Source organism: Rosenbergiella gaditana (assembly GCF_018494065.1).
GTDB lineage: Bacteria > Pseudomonadota > Gammaproteobacteria > Enterobacterales > Enterobacteriaceae > Rosenbergiella > Rosenbergiella gaditana.
Map to the genome: position 1 here is coordinate 1 of NZ_JABBFR010000007.1, position 18,098 is coordinate 18,098.

The 18,098-nt window shown below is 46.2% G+C and carries 15 protein-coding genes and 1 tRNA gene; 8 read left to right on the forward strand and 8 right to left on the reverse strand.

The window, feature by feature from the left end:
- Positions 1–90: 90 nt before the first annotated feature.
- On the forward strand, positions 91–912 hold the full coding sequence (locus HH682_RS06610) for a hypothetical protein (protein ID WP_214236809.1): 822 nt from the start codon (positions 91–93) through the stop codon (positions 910–912).
- A gap of 551 nt (positions 913–1,463) precedes the next feature.
- On the opposite strand, the gene HH682_RS06615 is transcribed toward HH682_RS06610, so the two are convergent.
- From HH682_RS06615 to aspA, 4 genes are all read right to left on the reverse strand, one after another.
- A tRNA-Phe gene (locus HH682_RS06615) sits at positions 1,464–1,539 on the reverse strand.
- A 152-nt stretch (positions 1,540–1,691) separates the two neighbouring features.
- Complete coding sequence (locus tag HH682_RS06620) at positions 1,692–3,011, reverse strand: CitMHS family transporter (RefSeq protein ID WP_214236810.1); 1,320 nt, start codon at positions 3,009–3,011, stop codon at positions 1,692–1,694.
- 255 nt (positions 3,012–3,266) lie between these two features.
- Positions 3,267–4,961, reverse strand: coding sequence for a protein-disulfide reductase DsbD (locus HH682_RS06625; protein WP_214236811.1), 1,695 nt, complete (start codon positions 4,959–4,961; stop codon positions 3,267–3,269).
- Positions 4,962–5,082: 121 nt separating this feature from the next.
- Positions 5,083–6,513: an aspartate ammonia-lyase gene (gene aspA, locus HH682_RS06630; RefSeq protein ID WP_214236812.1), complete on the reverse strand. Its 1,431-nt coding sequence runs from the start codon at positions 6,511–6,513 to the stop codon at positions 5,083–5,085.
- A 420-nt stretch (positions 6,514–6,933) separates the two neighbouring features.
- Between aspA and HH682_RS06635 the strand changes: the two genes are divergently transcribed.
- The 4 genes from HH682_RS06635 to HH682_RS06650 all read left to right on the forward strand — a co-directional run bounded on the left by HH682_RS06635 (position 6,934) and on the right by HH682_RS06650 (position 10,299).
- Positions 6,934–7,410: an FxsA family protein gene (locus tag HH682_RS06635; protein ID WP_214236813.1), complete on the forward strand. Its 477-nt coding sequence runs from the start codon at positions 6,934–6,936 to the stop codon at positions 7,408–7,410.
- A gap of 220 nt (positions 7,411–7,630) precedes the next feature.
- Complete coding sequence (locus tag HH682_RS06640) at positions 7,631–7,924, forward strand: co-chaperone GroES (protein WP_214236814.1); 294 nt, start codon at positions 7,631–7,633, stop codon at positions 7,922–7,924.
- 42 nt (positions 7,925–7,966) lie between these two features.
- The gene (gene groL, locus HH682_RS06645) at positions 7,967–9,613 is read left to right on the forward strand and encodes a chaperonin GroEL (protein WP_214236815.1); all 1,647 of its coding nucleotides are present in this window, start codon (positions 7,967–7,969) and stop codon (positions 9,611–9,613) included.
- Between the two features lie 332 nt (positions 9,614–9,945).
- Complete coding sequence (locus HH682_RS06650) at positions 9,946–10,299, forward strand: DUF4156 domain-containing protein (RefSeq protein ID WP_214236816.1); 354 nt, start codon at positions 9,946–9,948, stop codon at positions 10,297–10,299.
- Between the two features lie 51 nt (positions 10,300–10,350).
- Here the strand turns inward: HH682_RS06650 and HH682_RS06655 are convergent, their stop codons facing one another.
- Together HH682_RS06655 and epmB are read right to left on the reverse strand one after the other, a co-directional pair.
- Positions 10,351–10,779 carry a DUF1090 domain-containing protein gene (locus HH682_RS06655; protein WP_214236817.1) on the reverse strand — a complete coding sequence of 143 codons (429 nt, stop codon included), beginning with the start codon at positions 10,777–10,779 and terminating at the stop codon, positions 10,351–10,353.
- A gap of 51 nt (positions 10,780–10,830) precedes the next feature.
- On the reverse strand, positions 10,831–11,859 hold the full coding sequence (gene epmB / locus HH682_RS06660) for an EF-P beta-lysylation protein EpmB (protein ID WP_214236818.1): 1,029 nt from the start codon (positions 11,857–11,859) through the stop codon (positions 10,831–10,833).
- 39 nt (positions 11,860–11,898) lie between these two features.
- Between epmB and efp the strand changes: the two genes are divergently transcribed.
- The 3 genes from efp (at position 11,899) to epmA (ending at position 13,716) form a co-directional block, all read left to right on the forward strand.
- Positions 11,899–12,465 carry an elongation factor P gene (efp, locus tag HH682_RS06665; protein ID WP_214236819.1) on the forward strand — a complete coding sequence of 189 codons (567 nt, stop codon included), beginning with the start codon at positions 11,899–11,901 and terminating at the stop codon, positions 12,463–12,465.
- A 44-nt stretch (positions 12,466–12,509) separates the two neighbouring features.
- On the forward strand, positions 12,510–12,641 hold the full coding sequence (locus tag HH682_RS06670; protein WP_214236820.1) for an entericidin A/B family lipoprotein: 132 nt from the start codon (positions 12,510–12,512) through the stop codon (positions 12,639–12,641).
- Positions 12,642–12,735: 94 nt separating this feature from the next.
- Positions 12,736–13,716 (forward strand): elongation factor P--(R)-beta-lysine ligase, encoded by a 981-nt coding sequence (gene epmA, locus HH682_RS06675; protein WP_214236821.1) that lies wholly within the window; start codon positions 12,736–12,738, stop codon positions 13,714–13,716.
- Between the two features lie 34 nt (positions 13,717–13,750).
- On the opposite strand, the gene mscM is transcribed toward epmA, so the two are convergent.
- Both mscM and asd read right to left on the reverse strand, forming a co-directional pair.
- Entirely contained in the window at positions 13,751–17,074 is a 3,324-nt protein-coding gene (gene mscM / locus HH682_RS06680; RefSeq protein ID WP_214236822.1) for a miniconductance mechanosensitive channel MscM, read from the reverse strand.
- A gap of 17 nt (positions 17,075–17,091) precedes the next feature.
- Positions 17,092–18,021 (reverse strand): archaetidylserine decarboxylase, encoded by a 930-nt coding sequence (gene asd, locus HH682_RS06685; RefSeq protein ID WP_214236823.1) that lies wholly within the window; start codon positions 18,019–18,021, stop codon positions 17,092–17,094.
- Between the last annotated feature and the right edge of the window lie 77 nt (positions 18,022–18,098).

Below are 18,098 nucleotides of genomic sequence, written 5' to 3' on the forward strand. Positions count from 1 at the left end.
ATGAACAGTAACGCTGGCCATGAGAAAACCTCAAAGCGATGATTATACATCAATTCAACTAATTGGATACATCACCAAAAAAGAGATAGATTGTTTGAATTAATGATAAATATAAACAGAAAGCTACCGTCATTTAGAAATAGAGCTAAGGCACTTGAATGCAGCAAAGCACTCATCGAAAGATATAACACAAGATTTCAGGAAACTGAAAGTGCCTTGCCGCATGTATTCAAAGCAGAATACTATGTTATGTATGATCGAGACTTAAAAGCAGCCAAAATTTCGATTCTAAAAGCCATGGAACATGAAGATGTTTGTGACTGGGCACAATCATGTTTAGATATTTTAATGTATGAAACCCCAGACTTCATAAATGGAGAAAAATTAATTGAACAATGCAATCAAGATATAAAAGACTCAAGCTATTACTTGATGAAATCTCAAATTAGCGTCGAACGAAAAGATTTTGATGATGCTAATAAATTCATTGAGAAGTCACTTTCAGCAGGACTCAACTATGATGATTATTTAATAAATAAATCATTCATCTATTTGCATGAAGATGCAAACCAAAAGGTATTAAATATATTAGTTGACGTAATTTCTGATTTAGCACCAAGCTCAGCTAAAGAAGCGCTTATTGTCAATAGAGAACTGGCTAGCAAAAGAAACACTGGAAAAATAAACAAGGTTGATATTCAGAATGTCATTGGTCGTGATAGAAAGGGACCTGCCAGTATTGCAGCACATATTCTGCTTGATGAAGAAGTCCCTGCAAGGAGACTTCTTGATGAAATCATAAACAATGACTTTTCTTACTATTATACATTTATGAGATGGCCTGTAATTCCAAAAAAATATCTCGATAAATATTCCGTCAGCTGCATAACATCAGATAAAATGTCAGCTTAATGTATAAATAATACAACTCCTTAAGGGCTGAATTATTTCTCCCATTAAAACCATGCTGTAGATTATCTACGTCCTAAAATCCTTTAAGGCTTTTAGTTCAGCTTCCACAAAGTACATAGGATTTTGACACAGAAACCAGACAATTGGCCTGCTACCCAAGAATTAATACATTTTGGTATTAGCAATGTCCGCTATTCGCTTAAAGCAGACAACCCCCCCTCTTAACCCAAAGTGGTTAAGGGGGAGTATTCATGCACAACAGCGAAATAACTGCCGACTGAGGGAGTACAGAACGACAGTATACGGACCTAAAAGGTCACACCTAAAGAGTCGATAATGCCCAATTTAACAAAATCGAATAGTTGCAGTGCAAAGTACTCAAAACGAGGTAAATGATTTTGAAAGGCTAAGTCACGTTCTTGCTGAAGAAACGCTGAGAAGGGCCAAAAAACGTCAAACTGGGGTATCGAGTGGATAAGTTGTGATGACCATAAATAGACCATGGCCCTGAAACGACAAAGCCCCGCATTTCTGCAGGGCTTCTAGAATAGTGGTGCCCGAACTCGGAATCGAACCAAGGACACGGGGATTTTCAATCCCCTGCTCTACCGACTGAGCTATTCGGGCAACGGGGCGCATTAAACCGTAATCCTGCATTCACGTCAATATCTTTTAATGAAAACTGCCAATATCCTGGCTGTTTGCACTGTTTTTATGCAACCTGCGGAATAAATCGACGTTGAGAAGGCTTCCTGAAGGTAGGAAGCCCTGATCAGTCGCTAGCTAACGCTGTGATAAAGCGGGAAAGCACCAAACAGTAGGCCGCCCACCATTAGCATCAAGCTAATAAAAATTCCCCACTTAATGGCAAATTTCTGATGCTCGCCGACGTCCACTTTCGCTAGCCCAGTAAGTAGGTATAGCGAGGGGACTAAGGGGCTAATAAGGTGGAAAGGCTGACCAATAATGGACGCTCGAGCGATCTCCTCGGCTGAAATACCATAACCCGCAGCAGTTTGCGCAATAACCGGCAGAATCCCGAAATAGAAGGCATCATTCGACATAAAAAAGGTAAAGGGCATACTGATAATGGCAGTGAACACTGGCAAATAAGGGCCGAAAGCGGGGGGAATAATAGACAGCACCGATTTTGCCATCGCATCGACCATTCCCGTTCCGGAGAGGATCCCAGTGAATACCCCGGCAGCAAAAATCAGCGAAGTTACCGCTAAGACATTCGCGGCATGCGATGCAATGCGGTCTTTCTGTTCAGAGAGTTTAGGGTAATTGAGCATTACGGCTAAGGCGAAACTGACCATAAACAGAATTTGAATTGGCACGATGCCGACCACCAGTAGCACGAGCAGTGCGGTGGTGAGAAGCAAATTGGGCCAAAACATTTTTGGGCGTTTATTTTTTTCACATTCCTCAAAGGTGCCGCCACCGAGATTGAGTTTGATATCATGCAATGCGCCGACGTTTTGTCGTCCTAATCGACGACGCTCTTGAATACCAAACCACGTTGCGACGGCGACTAAGCTGACACAACCTAAAAAGATGGCGGGTAACATCGGAACGAAAATATCTAAGGCATTGATATCCAGAGCCGCCGCTGCACGGGCAGTCGGGCCGCCCCAGGGTGAGAGATTCATAATACCGCTGGCGAGGTTCACCACGCAGGTCATCATCAAAATATTGAGACCGAGCTTACGATATAGCGGTAAGAAGGCGGCAATAGCGATCATATAGGTGGTAGAACTGTCACCATCCAGTGAGACGAGTAGTGTCAAAATAGCTGTACCGGCTAACACTTTGACGGGATCGCCTTTGACGATGCGTAGAATATATTTCACCAAGGGGTCGAAAAGTCCGGCGTCGATCATGATGCCAAAATAGAGTATCGAAAAGGTTAACATCACGCCGGTTGGCGCAAGAGTTTTAACCCCTTTGAGCATCATCTCCCCTAAGCCTTGATAAAAACCGCCCAGCAGAGCAAATAGGATGGGAATAAGGATAAGTGCGATGAGCGCTGACATTCTCTTTGTCATGATGAGATACATAAAGCAAATCACCATGCTGAATCCCAGTATTGTTAACATATCAATACCTTCCATTTAGGGGTAGGAGGTCATTCCTCTTACATTTTTATATTTATTTATCATCACGTTAAATCAACGTGTGCGCTAACATCATGCTGAATTGGGAAGCATTAGTTGTTACGAATGTATCAGGAGGAATTGATTCTGGTAACCGGTTGTTAACAATTATGAGGGGGTATTTATTATTTTTTTGAGCAAGATCTCTGTTTAAGACGCTAGAGCGCAAAGGGGAAGGAATGCCTCCTCCCCTCAGCCTTAGCCAGCGGTTGGCAGTCGCTTAATAAACTCTTCTGGAGGCAGAAACCCGGTAATACGCGAGTGTGGAATTTCGTGGCCTTGCGCGTCAAAGAACAGCAAGGTGGGGAGACCCAGTACCTTCAACGAAGAAAGCAGCTCCACGTCTTGCGGCTGATTCTTGGTCACATTGGCTTGCAGACGCTGCATGGAACTCATCGCTTGCTGAACCTTTGGATCGGAAAAGGTATATTTCTCAAATTCCTTACAGGCCACGCACCAATCTGCATAAAGGTCGAGTAGGGTCACGGATTGGTGAGTGTTTTTGAGTTTCTGCTCCAGCTCTTGTCGATTCGCAACAGGGGTGAAGCGTTGCGGGGAAGACGTCGCGGTAGTCGTTACTGCTGGGGGGAATAGACCCTCTTGTAGAGGACGTGCGACGACCATTGCCAGCACCCACCACACCAACGCGAGCCAACGCGCCCAGGTTTTGGTGCTCTTTATGGATAAAATAAATGCCCAGCCAGCCAGTGAGACAGCGAGCAGCGACCATAGGCGTTCTCCCCAAACCTCTCCTAACACCCGCTCCAAAAGAAAAACGGGCAGGGCGAGGATAACAAAACCAAAACCTTCTTTGACGGTTTGCATCCAAGGCCCGCTACGTGGTAGCAGTTTATTGCCAAACAGTGTTACGAGAATCAGAGGTAATCCCATCCCTAATGCATAGAGATAGAGCGTGCCGCCACCTTGGATAATCTGTCCACTCTGGGCGATATACAACAAGATGGCACTCAACGGGGCGGTGGTACAGGGGGAGCAAATCAGGCCGGCTAAAATCCCCATACAGAGTACGCCGATAATCGATCCGCCTTGTTGTCGATTGCTTAATAGCGCTAAACGGGTTTGTAACGACGCAGGCAGCTGCAAATTGAAAGCACCAAACATTGATAGTGCTAGTAATATGAATAGGCCTGATAGCAGCATCAACAAAATAGGATTTTGCAGTGCTGCTTGAAATCTCATTCCGGCTGCGGCAACGATGACACCAAGGAGAGTGTAAGTTATCGCCATACCTTGAACATAAACGATAGCGAGTAATGCAGTCCGGGAGAATGAGAGTCGTTGCTGGCGACCTAATATAATTCCGGAGATTAACGGATACATCGGCAACACACAGGGTGTGAATGCCACACCAATACCGATTAATAGCGCCCAGAGCGGCGTATAGGGTAGATGTTCGGGTGAGGGGGCTTGAGACTTGGCAGAAGCGGTGGCAGGCTCGGCTACCACTGCATTGAGCGGCACTGTTTTGGTCTCAGGAGGATAGCAGAATCCTGCGGCTGCACAGCCTTGGTAGGTCACCACTAAGGTAGGGGTAGAGTGGGTACCAGTAATGGTTAGCGGCAGGGCAATATCTTGTGGATAAATCTCGCTGTCGCCAAAGAATTCATCACGATGTGGCTTACCTTGCGGCAGCTGCCATGCACCCAGCGAGGCATTATGTGCCTCTACACTGATTTTCTGCCGATAGAGATAGTAACCCTGTTTTACCTGCCAGCGCAGTGTGACGGTATTGTCCTGCTGTGAAAAATCGAAGCCAAACGCCTGATCCACCGGAACAAATCCTTTATGTTGTCCAAAAAGATCGGCTTGAGCGGCGACGGGTAATAACGTCATGAGCAGTAAAAAAACACGAACAAATAGGCCTGAACTCATAGAACCATTCACTATTATCAAGAAGCAAAAATGAGAAAGAAAAGAGGTGGCGGAGCATAACATGAAAACAGCATTGCTGAAAAATCCAGCAATGCTGCGTGGGAGACTACCTAGCTAACGATTAGGAGTCTTCGTTAAATAATTTCGCTTTATAGGCAGGATGCATCAGGTTTTCGACTGAGAAAATATCGTCAAGTTCTGCATCAGTAAGTAATTCTCTTTCAAGCACGACCTCGCGGACACTTTTCCCGGTTTCAGCGCAGATTTTGCCCACGATATCGCCATTATGATGACCAATATAAGGGTTTAGATAAGTGACGATACCGATTGAGTTAAATACGTAAGATTCACAAATTGCTTGGTTAACAGTGATACCGTTGACACATTTTTCTAACAGGTTGTAGCAAGCATTACTTAAAATTGAGATTGATTCGAACATCGCTTGGCCGATTACCGGCTCCATAACATTTAACTGCAGTTGCCCAGCTTCCGCAGCAATGGTCACGGTCGTGTCGTTACCAATCACCTTAAAACAGACTTGGTTGACCACTTCTGGAACAACCGGATTGACTTTGGCTGGCATGATGGATGAACCGGCTTGTAATTGCGGCAGATTGATCTCGTTTAAGCCTGCGCGTGGGCCAGAAGAGAGCAACCGTAAATCATTACAAATTTTCGAGAGCTTAACGGCCAGACGTTTTAGCGAAGAGTGGACCATTACATAAGCCCCACAATCAGAGGTTGCTTCAATAAGGTCTTCAGCGGCCACAACAGGCAGTTGTGTGATTTGTGCAAGATAGTTAACCGCCAGTGTTTGGTAGCCTTCTGGGGTGTTAAGGCGTGTACCAATTGCCGTTGCCCCCAGATTGACTTCTAATAACAACTGAGCGGTATGCAGAATGCTTTTAGTCTCTTCTTTCAATAACACACTGAAAGCTTTGAACTCTTGGCCGACGGTCATGGGAACCGCATCTTGTAGCTGGGTACGGCCCATTTTTAAAATATGCGAGAACTCTTTTGACTTACGATCAAAGCCTTCACTTAGCTGAGTGATAGCCTCAATAAGTTTAAGCAGTGAGTGGTAGACCGCAATACGAAAACCGGTAGGGTAGGCATCGTTGGTCGACTGACACATGTTGACGTGGTCGTTAGGATTAAGGTGCTGGTACTCACCTTTCTGATATCCCATCAGCTCGAGCCCGATATTGGCCAGCACTTCATTGGTATTCATGTTAACGGAGGTACCCGCACCACCTTGATAGACGTCAACAGGAAATTGATCGATGCAGGTCCCGTTATTCAGGACTTCATCACAGGCTTTAATGATGGCTTCGGCAATGCTGCGTGGCAGCGTTTTGAGGTCACGGTTGGCCAGCGCAGCAGCCTTTTTCACCATAACCATGCCGCGGACAAATTCAGGAATATCACTGATCTTACTGCTACTTATATAAAAATTTTCAATCGCACGTAACGTATGAATTCCAAAGTAAGCATCAGCAGGGACTTCACGCATGCCGAGGAGGTCTTCTTCGATACGAATATTTTTGATCATGAGAGCCTTCTTGTAATAGGTCGTCGTTTTCCATGTCGACGGTAATGTTGCCGTATAAATTTAAACGTTACTGCGCGAAAGCGTAGCGAACCGTGACGCGATCATAGTCTGTTTTTTTTAAAATTCAGCCACACAGATCACTATATAGTAACTTTTTTTTTACATTTAATCCCTAGGTAACCGTGATTACCGAATCATTGTGCTTAGTGTATGAATAGGTGCTGGGATTTAACAATAGTAAAAACGAATTGTTTGTGGTGATGATTCCACGCTAGATGTTTCGTGATGACAATTATTGACAAAAAAGTCGTCATTTTCCGATGATTTATGGGGGAATCACCTTGAATTGCGCAGAATACGTACCCATGATTAGGAAATAGGTCGAACGGCGATCATTTTTACGAATTTGAGGAGACCACCGTGCGTTGGTTACCATTTATTGCTTTATTTATCTTGGCGTGGATCGAGATATCACTCTTTATCAAAGTGGCTCATATATTTGGGGTGCTGTTAACGTTATTACTGGTAATAGTCACCTCAGCAATAGGGCTCTCTTTAGTGAAGAACCAAGGTATCAAAAATTTCCGCTTGATGCAGGAAAAACTGGTTCGTAATGAAAATCCAGCGCCTGAGATGACTCGTGGTTTATCCCTGTTTCTGGCCGGGTTTTTATTAATCCTACCTGGTTTTTTTACTGATTTCTTAGGTGCACTGCTGTTATTACCCTCGGTGCAGCAGCGACTGACTCATAAGCTCATGCCTTTCATTACCGTCTGGGGTGGTCGAGGTCAAGCAGGTAAGGAAAGCGGATATACCATGGAAGGCGAGTTCGAGCGTCGAGAAGAGAAAAGTATTGAAAACCGTGATGACACCTCCTCAACGCACAAAACAGATTAACATCTACTCTCATCACGCTAGCTGAGCCTAGCGTGATTTCCCTTTTTTCTTCCTCTTTCCCGTAGGCTAAAAACGTATGAGTAGGTAAATTTTTCAAAAAAAATTTCTTCTCTACCCTTGAAAGTGAAGACTGTCGTCCCTACCTCTGAAGTCACGAAGCCAAAACGGCATCAAATCTAAAAATAATGCGTGATTAGCTATCTCATAGGAGAACGATCAAATGAACATTCGTCCACTACATGACCGTGTAATTGTTAAGCGTCAAGAAGTTGAAGCAAAATCAGCAGGCGGTATCGTTCTGACTGGTTCTGCAGCTGGCAAATCAAGCCGTGCTGAGGTATTGGCCGTGGGCAATGGTCGCATTCTTGAAAATGGTGAAGTAAAACCACTGGATGTAAAAGTCGGTGATGTAGTGATCTTTAACGAAGGTTACGGCGCTAAGACAGAAAAGATTGATAACGAAGAAGTTCTTATCATCTCCGAGAACGATATCCTCGCCGTCGTTACTGCGTAATTACACGAAATATTTCATTATAAAATTTTGAAGGAATAGAAAATGGCTGCTAAAGACGTAAAATTTGGTAATGATGCACGCGTTAAAATGCTACGCGGTGTAAACATCCTTGCTGATGCGGTAAAAGTAACGCTAGGCCCTAAAGGTCGTAACGTTGTTCTCGATAAATCTTTTGGTTCACCGACCATCACCAAAGATGGTGTTTCTGTTGCGCGTGAAATCGAATTAGAAGATAAGTTCGAAAATATGGGTGCACAAATGGTGAAAGAAGTTGCCTCTAAAGCGAACGACGCGGCGGGTGACGGCACCACAACGGCAACGGTTCTTGCGCAATCTATCGTTAACGAAGGTCTTAAAGCGGTTGCAGCGGGTATGAACCCAATGGATCTTAAACGTGGTATCGACAAAGCCGTTATCGCGGCGGTCGAACAACTTAAGACCCTATCTGTCCCTTGCTCTGACTCTAAAGCAGTTGCTCAGGTCGGCACCATCTCTGCAAACTCTGACACCAGCGTTGGTACCCTGATCGCTCAAGCGATGGAAAAAGTGGGGAAAGAAGGTGTTATTACCGTTGAAGAAGGCACTGGTCTACAAGATGAGTTAGACGTAGTAGAAGGTATGCAGTTTGACCGTGGTTACCTGTCTCCTTACTTCATCAACAAACCAGAAACGGGTGCGGTGGAATTAGAACAACCTTTCATCCTGTTAGCGGATAAGAAAATCTCTAACATCCGTGAACTGTTACCAGTATTAGAAGCCGTGGCTAAAGCAGGTAAACCTCTGCTAATCATTGCAGAAGACGTTGAAGGCGAAGCATTAGCTACCCTAGTGGTTAACACCATGCGTGGCATCGTGAAAGTTGCTGCGGTTAAAGCGCCTGGCTTTGGTGACCGTCGTAAAGCAATGCTGCAAGATATCGCAATCCTAACTGGTGGTTCTGTGATTTCTGAAGAGATTGGGATGGAGCTGGAAAAAACAGCTTTAGAAGATCTGGGTCAAGCGAAGCGTGTTGTTATCAATAAAGACACTACGACTATCATCGATGGTATTGGTGAAGAAGCCAACATCAAAGGCCGTGTGACGCAAATCCGTCAACAAATCGAAGAAGCAACTTCTGATTACGACAAAGAAAAACTGCAAGAGCGCGTAGCGAAACTTGCTGGTGGTGTAGCGGTTCTGAAAGTCGGTGCAGCCACTGAAGTTGAAATGAAAGAGAAAAAAGCACGTGTTGAAGATGCGTTACATGCAACTCGTGCAGCAGTGGAAGAAGGTGTTGTTGCGGGCGGTGGCGTAGCATTAGTCCGCGTTGCAGCGAAAATTACTGGTCTGACCGGTGATAACGAAGATCAAAACGTCGGTATTCGTGTTGCACTGCGTGCGATGGAAGCTCCACTGCGTCAAATCGTTTCTAACGCAGGTGAAGAGCCATCTGTCGTTGCAGATAAAGTGAAGCAAGGCGAAGGCAACTTCGGTTATAACGCCGCAACGGAAGAATACGGTAGCATGATCGACTTCGGTATTCTGGATCCGACTAAAGTAACGCGTTCTGCACTGCAATACGCTTCTTCTGTTGCGGGTCTGATGATCACGACTGAATGCATGATCACTGAACTGCCAAAAGATGAAAAAGCTGACTTAGGTGCTGCAGGTGGAATGGGCGGCATGGGTGGAATGGGCGGCATGATGTAAGGTGACGACGGTCACTGGTAAACATTGCCTCTCTAGCCAGACAGCCTAAGCTGTCGAGTTAGCCAGTCGAAACCCTAGCACAGCTAGGGTTTTTTTATTTCTGTCGGAGTAGAGTGATGGTTGCTCTGTCACGTTAACGAAACTCTTCTATGCTTATCTTTTAGCCGATTAGGCACTATTCTACGTCAATCCTTGAGGGGACACTTTTTGATGCATGGCTGGAATTTAGCGTAGATTGCCGATATTCTAATGGCTCTTAAGTAAGCCGAAGCGTTGTAAAGCCTAACTAGGCACCAGGTAATACTCCAATACGTATAATAACGAGGAATAAAATGCGTTTACTTTCAGTCATCCCAGTTTTATTAGCCGTACTTGTCGTCGCTGGCTGTAGCTCGGCAGGCAACCAATTAAATGCGGCGGGACAGAATGTGCGCTTCGTTGACCAACAACCCGGCGCGGAATGCCATTATATTGGTACGGCGAGTGGCGAGCAGAGCAATTGGTTCTCTGGCCAGCAAATCGAAGGGGGTAATTCTTTGCGTGGCGCAGCGAATAACTTGCGTAATCGTGCTGCAGAAATGGGCGGTAACGTTATTTATAACGCAAGCACGCCAGGGCTTAGCTTAGTGTCGAGCTTTGTACCGGTCGCGACTAAGATGTCTGGCCAAGTTTATAAGTGCCCTTAGCGATTTGAATAATAAGCGTATCAAATTGATTTGATACGCTTATTGATGTGTTTAGTTGAGTGCGCGTAAGCCTTGTTGCTTTTGTTGTAACTCTGCAGTAATTTTCTCAATATCGGCTTGTTTCTCAGCGATTTTCGCGCGATATTTTGCCATCTTCTCTGCGTTATTCTTCGCGGTTGCCTGTAGAAGATCTTGTTGACTCTCCTGCAAATCCTGCTGTTTTTCTTCTAATTTACGCTGTAACTTTTCAACGTCTTGTTCTGCATCGCGCCGTAAACTCGACGCGGTACAATTCTCTTTGACTTCCGCTAAGGCCTTTTTCAAGCCTGCCACTTGATGACTATTGTTATGCTGTTGTGCGTAAATCAGCTGCTCGTTCAATGCTGCTTCTTTTTGGGCGCAGGTCTGTACAGCAAATGCCTGCTGCGTGAAAAGGAGGGCAGCAAGAGAAAGTAACGGTACAGATAATAGCTTTTTCATAGACATTCCTTTCATAAAAGATTAATCGTCAGCTATGGTCATCACATCCGATTACACCTGACGGAGCTGTAAGTCCAATGGTGTTTTACTTGGTTCCCCGCCAATTTCTCGAGCGAGACGAGGAACCAGATAGCCTGATACTTTACCCAACAAGCCATGCATAATTATACGGGCTTGCTCATCGGAGACATAAAAGTGTGCGGCTCCTTGTACTTTATCCAAAACATGGAGGTAGTACGGGATAATTCCGACTTCAAACAGACGGTTACTTAGGGTAGCAAGAATGTTGGCATTGTCGTTGATATCGCGCAATAAAACACTTTGATTCAGTAAGGTGACGTTGGCGGCTTTGAGACGAGTCATTGCATGGGCGAACTCTGTGTCAATTTCTTGAGCGTGGTTGACATGGGTTACCATAATGACTTGTAAGCGTGACGATGCAAGCCGTTGGCACAGCGTGTCTGTGACGCGCGCAGGGATCACCACCGGTAGCCGAGAATGTATGCGTAAGCGTTGAATATGAGGAATGGCTTCCAGTTCACTGATCAAATAATCCAACTCGTGATCCTTCGCCATTAAAGGATCGCCCCCTGAGAAGATAATTTCGTTCAATTCTGGGTGTTGACGGATATAATCAAGCGCGACTTGCCAATTACGCTTATTACCTTGGTTATCTTGGTAAGGGAAATGGCGGCGGAAACAGTATCGACAGTTTACTGCGCAGCCACCTTTTACCAATAACAGCGCACGGTTGACGTATTTATGGAGTAACCCAGGTACTGCCACGGTTTGTTCGTCCAGTGGGTCAGTTGAATAGCCAGGAGTTAACGTAAACTCGTTAGCTTGGGTGACAACTTGGCGTAATAGGGGGTCGTTAGGATCGCCTTGCACCATTCGACGAATAAATGCACGGGGAACACGCAGTGCAAATAAACGGCGTGCATCATTGCCTGCCTGCAATTCAGGTAGGTGATCGAGATTTAAAAGTCTTAGTAATTCAGCAGGTTCTGTCACAACGTCTGCTAGTTGCTGCAACCAATCTTCTCTCGCAGGGGTATTTAGGGTTACAATGTTTGCCATTTTTGGCTTCATACCAGTGATTATTTATAGAGGGCCTTCATGGCAACATATTCTAGCAACGATTTTCGTAACGGTCTTAAAATCATGTTCGACAACGAACCTTATGCTATCGAAGCAAGTGAGTTCGTTAAACCCGGTAAAGGCCAAGCTTTCGCGCGCGTAAAAATGCGTCGTCTGTTAACCGGGAAACTGATTGAAAAAACCTTCAAATCGACAGATTCAGCAGAAGGTGCTGATGTTGTTGATATGACGTTAACTTACCTTTACAACGATGGTGAGTTTTGGCATTTCATGAACAACAACACTTTCGAGCAATTAGCTGCGGACGCTAAAGCTGTCGGTGAGAACGGCATTTGGTTACAAGACCAAGCTGAATGTATCGTTACTTTATGGAATGGTAACCCGATTAGCATTCTTCCACCAAATTTCATTGAAGCGGAAATCGTCGAAACCGACCCAGGTTTGAAAGGCGATACGGCTGGAACAGGTGGTAAACCGGCAAAACTGACAACCGGTGCGGTGGTTAAAGTGCCATTGTTCGTTCAAATCGGTGAAGTTATCCGTGTTGATACGCGTTCAGGCGAATACGTTTCGCGCGTTAAGTAAGTGTAAGCGCGCCTTGATGGCGCGTTTTTTTATAGGTAAGCGCTATGAAATCGTTAGTAATAAGAGTGGCTATTTTATTTCTGTTCAGCGTATCGCTCACCGCTTGTAATACGTTTCGCGGGATGGGCGAGGATGTTTCTAGCTTAGGCCACGCCATCTCGCACGTCGCTAGCTGATAGCCTATCACCTTTTTTCACCGTTTTAGCCAGTTGTTACCCACTATGGGGACGTACAGTCCCACACGACTCTTTTTTTGAAAGGACATTTTTGATGAACGAATCGGACCTATGGCAGCCGAGTGCGCCCATTGCCAATCTGCTCAAGCGTGCAAACTTGCTAGCCGATATTCGGCGTTTCTTTGCTGATCGTGGAGTCTTGGAAGTCGAAACCCCCGCTATGAGCCAAGCGACGGTGACAGATATTCATCTGGTACCTTTTACGACACGCTTTGTCGGCCCAGGCGCAGCGCAAGGCCGCGATCTTTGGCTAATGACTAGCCCTGAATATCATATGAAGCGCTTACTGACTGCTGGGAGCGGGCCTATTTATCAAATGAGCCGCTGTTTCCGCAATGAGGAAGCCGGACGTCATCATAACCCTGAATTCACTATGCTCGAATGGTATCGTCCGCACTACGACATGTACCGGTTGATGAATGAAGTCGATGATTTACTCCAGCAGATTATAGAGTGTGAGCCTGCAGAAACGCTCTCTTACCAACAGGCTTTCCAGCGCTATTTAGGTATTGACCCGCTGACCGCGGAGAAAGCGCAATTAGTGCACTGCGCTGATAAGTTAGGGGTGAGGGATTTAGTCGAGCGGGAAGAGGACCGAGATACCGTCCTTCAGCTATTGTTTATGCTAGGGGTTGAAACTCAGATAGGACAAGAAAATAAACCTGCATTTGTTTATCACTTTCCAGCATCACAAGCTGCTTTGGCAGAGATCAGCACTGAAGATCACCGTGTGGCAGAGCGCTTTGAGGTCTATTTTAAGGGTGTAGAGCTAGCAAATGGCTTTCGTGAATTAACAAATAGTGATGAACAGCGTCAGCGTTTTGTCGCTGATAACCGTCGCCGCCAGCTAATGGGACTGCCTGAACATCCAATTGATGAACGTTTGTTAGCGGCATTAAGTGCCGGAATGCCTGATTGTTCGGGAGTGGCTTTAGGTATTGACCGTCTAGTAATGCTTGCCTTAAAAGCTGACTCGTTAAAAGAGGTTATGGCCTTTACCGTCGAGAATAGCTAGCAGCTCAGCCAGTCACGATGACTGGCTGAGTACGTTATAATCCACCCGCTTGGTATTGGGTTGACTGCATGGCTGCCGCCGATTTACCCACTTGTTCCATTCTTACCTGAACAGGTGGGTAAGGCAGCTCTATATTGTGTTGATTAAAGCTATTGAGGATCTGCTGATGTAAATCGTGACGCAGTGGCATACGATGACCGATCTCGGCGGCGTAAATTCTTAATTCAAACAGTTGAATACCCTGGTGGATATCCACTAAGAACGCTTCCGCCGCTGGGGTTTTTAATACATAACTGCAGCGATTTGCTGCCGCGAGAAGTAAATCGGTGACTACCGCACTGCTGACATGCGGCGGAGCAGGGATATTCAATACTACTCGCGTATGAGCATCAGACAAGGACCAGTTAATAAATTGTTCGGTAATAAAAGCCTTGTTAGGCACAATAATTTCCTTTCTATCCCAATCCGTAATCGTTGTCGCACGGGTATTAATCCGGGAAATGGTTCCTGTCAAATCTCGTAATGTGACGGTATCACCAATTCGGATCGGTTTCTCAAACAGAATAATTAGGCCTGAGATAAAGTTTGCGAAAATTTCTTGTAAACCAAAGCCTAATCCCAGACCCATTGCTGCCACCAGCCATTGCAGCTTAGACCAGTCGATACCGAGCATTGAGAAGCCCATCATTACGCCGATAATCATGAGTAAATACTTGGTTAGCGTGGTGATGGCATAGCCCGTTCCGGGTGCTAAATTAAGGTGCTGTAGGATGGCGAGTTCAAGCATGGCGGGCATGTTTCTAACGAGTTGCAACGTGATGATCAACACTAAGATAGCGATTAACACCGCACCTAACGTCACATCTTGTACGCTCTCTGCCCCTTGAATCGATGAGGTTACGCCCCATAGTGGGATGTTCTCGAGGAATGCAAACGCGGAGTGCAACTCAGACCAAAGTAAAATCAATGCAAAAAGCGCGACAAGTGCGAGCAGCGAACGTACTAGGCGTAGCGATTGCGCACTGATGGTATCGAGATCGATAACGGGTTCTTCGATAGTCTCTTGATTCTCGCTATTGAGTGCAGCGCTTTCATCTTCTTGATAATTTCGCGCACGGCTGGCGAGGATCTCTGCACGACGTTGTCGTGCGCGGTCAAACTCGATACGGCGACGCTGGATCAGCATCCAGCGACGAATAATATGGTAAACGATCAGTAATACAAACCAGATACCGACCGAGCTTTCGACTCTCGCTAATAGTGCTTGTGCAGTGGCGAGATAACCCAACAATGAGGCAATAATCGCAATCGGCGGAATAACGATCATGAGATCCCACAGTAAACGGTTGACCATATTGTTACTGGTACCCTGCCGGTCAAAATAGAGAGGCAGGCCAGCGCGGCGCAGTGCATTGGATACGATGGTTAATGCGATACAGATAAGAATAAAACTTAGTCGACCCAATGAAGCGGTAAAAGGACGCTCTTCAATATTATCGAAGGTGATCAACACCATGGTCAAGGGGACGATAAAGCCGATACTGAGGGAGTAATAGCGAACCGCTCGAGATACCGCTTGCGATGGCCAGCGAAAATGAGCGATAAACAGACCATTTGGGTGGGCGAAGGTAGCACTGATCATAAAAGCCCAGAGTAACGGTAGCGTAGCCGTCACACCATCACCTATAGCAACTGCAATCGGATAGGGCCAAGCGCGCTGCAACCCATAGCCGAGGGTTGCCCATAGAACCGGTAAAGGTAGGGCAACTAATATTGACCAGAAAACCGTTCGTAACGTCAGTGAGAAGCGATCCTGAGTGACTTTACCAATACGGCTGGCGGAACGCGCTAAAAAAGCCTGATAGTGACGACGTGAACTCAGACTCACGATGACTAATAGTAGCGCGCCGATCACCGGTAATATGGACTCCCGGCTGGTCGCAACCATCACTAAAGCTTTACCCAATTGCCCCAAACTATCCAATGATAACAGCCGGGTCAGGTCTTGAACGACCTGAAGGGGATAGTGCAGAGTGATAGGATTGATATCCGCCGTCCAGAATAGGTAGCGGTGAGTCGCATCGGTTACATCCCCGAGGGCATCTTGTAACTGTGTATTAGCGACTTTTAATTTAGTGATTTCTAAAATTAAGGCATCACAACCCGAAATTAACGAGTTGAGTAACCCGCCCTGCGTATTTAACTGTGCATCTAAAATACGCCGTTGATCACTGGTAATTGATTTACCGCTGGCTTGTCGTGTTTCACGAAGTGCATGTTGGCGAGCGAGAATATCTTCGTAATGCAGACGCTGGACACGTAATTCCCCCATTTCGCTATCGATCTGCTGCGATTTCGGCGCATCAGGTAATCGAGCCACTTGAGCGCGGAGCGCCTCACCCAATAGCGTTGACTCGCCTAACCACTGTGATTGTTCACGCAGGGTTGAGAGCGCTTGACGCACTTGCTGCGTTTGGTTAGCGACTAATCGTTGCTGAGAGGAGACTAGCTCCATATGCTGAGCTTGCTGATTGAGCGCGGCCGATAGTTCTCGGTTAACGGTAAATTGCTCGTGAATCACAGGCGGTAAGTCACCGCTATTTTCTGCCAGCTGTTCTGTGCGCTCTAATGCGCGTTGCGCCTCATCTTGGCGTAGGGCACTTTGTCGGGTACGTAAGGCTTGAAGATAGGCATCAAGCTGTGCGATAGTTTTTTGATGGAACTCAGCGCGTAATTTTGCAAGCTCTTGGCGATTATTCGCAGAGAGTTGTGCGAGTTCGAGTTCATTCACCCGAGCTTTATTCGCTGTGTTTTCTGCTTCGTACGCATTACCCCGTGCTTGACCAAGTGGCGTTGAGGAGACTTGGTAATTTTGTAAGCGGCGATCACTTTCAGAGAGCGCGCGCCGAGCATCCGTCTGATCACTAGGAAGTTGGGTAAGCGAATCGCTGATTTCCCGAGCTTGGTCCTGCTCTTGTTGTGCTAAACGACCCTCTTCCAACAGTTGGCTGCTGACACGTAAGATCTCTTGTTCTATATCACTACTGGATAACGCAGGATTGACGCGCTTGCTGGTCTCGTTAAGCGTTGTAATTTGCTGACGCAAGGTGGCCGCTAGCTGCGGGTAGTTATCAATAACTTGCTGGTATTGTCGAGCATTTTCAATCGATTGATTACGCTGGTTGGTGTAATCCAGTGCGCTCTTTAGTGCTTGAATAATGTCGGTTTGTGCAGTCGGATTTTTACTGTTTTGCGCCTGTTCCAGTGCTTGCCGAATCTGTGGCGGTTCAGGCAGTGCATCACTAGCGAAAGTAGTACTGAGCCCTAAGCTCAGTAGAATAACGGGTAATATACGCACTGCCAGGCTCTCCAGTTTTAGGCTTCGGTCTGTTCTACCGCGTCGCCTTCACTTTTTGGTGGGGGACACGAAGCAGCCTTTTCAGCAATCTTCTCTGCCAACGGTTGGCCCATTCTCGTCGGAGCCTGTGCTTCTAATGCTTCACTGAGGCGGATTTGATCTGGGGCGAATAAGTTGATCACGGTAGAACCGAGTTTAAAGCGCCCCATCTCCTGGCCTTTCAGTAAGACAATCGCGCCTTTTTCGTCGGCTTGTGGATAGTGCCAGCGTTGAATAATACCTTCACGCGGCGGGGTAATAGTACCTGCCCAAACGGTTTCAATACTGCCGACAATGGTTGCCCCGACGAGAATTTGCACCATTGGCCCCATGTCCGTATCGAAATAGCAGATAACGCGTTCATTGCGCGCAAAGAGATTTGGGATATTTTGTGCGGTCAACGGATTAACGGAATACAGATCGCCTGGGACATAAACCATTTCACGTAAGATCCCATTACATGGCATATGCACACGGTGATAGTCGCGCGGTGCTAGATAAGTGGTGATAAATTGACCATTATAAAAGTGTTGCGCCCGTTCTTCATTCCCCGCCAGCAAGGCTTCAAGCGTATAATAATGCCCTTTAGCTTGGAAAATTTGGTTCTCATCGATACGCCCACATTGGCTTACGGCTCCATCTGCAGGTTGGACTAAAATATTCGGCGCATGATCGATCGCCCGGGCCTCATCTTTCAACGGGCGAACAAAGAATTCATTAAAACTGCGATAGCTCGCGGTATCAGGCTTCGCCGCTTCTTGCATATTAACTTTGTAATACCAGACGAAGATATCAATCACGGCCTTGGTTAGCCAGCCAGCTTGGCGACTTGCGCCCCAGCCGGCAAGTTCTGTGAGTTGTTTCTTAGGAAGAATGGCGTTAATACCTAATTTCAACTTGTCTAACACGGGCGCCTCCTGGCGTACTCAATCGTTCTAAAATGTTATTGTGGTCAAAGCCACAACCGTATAAGTGTGTGCAGCAA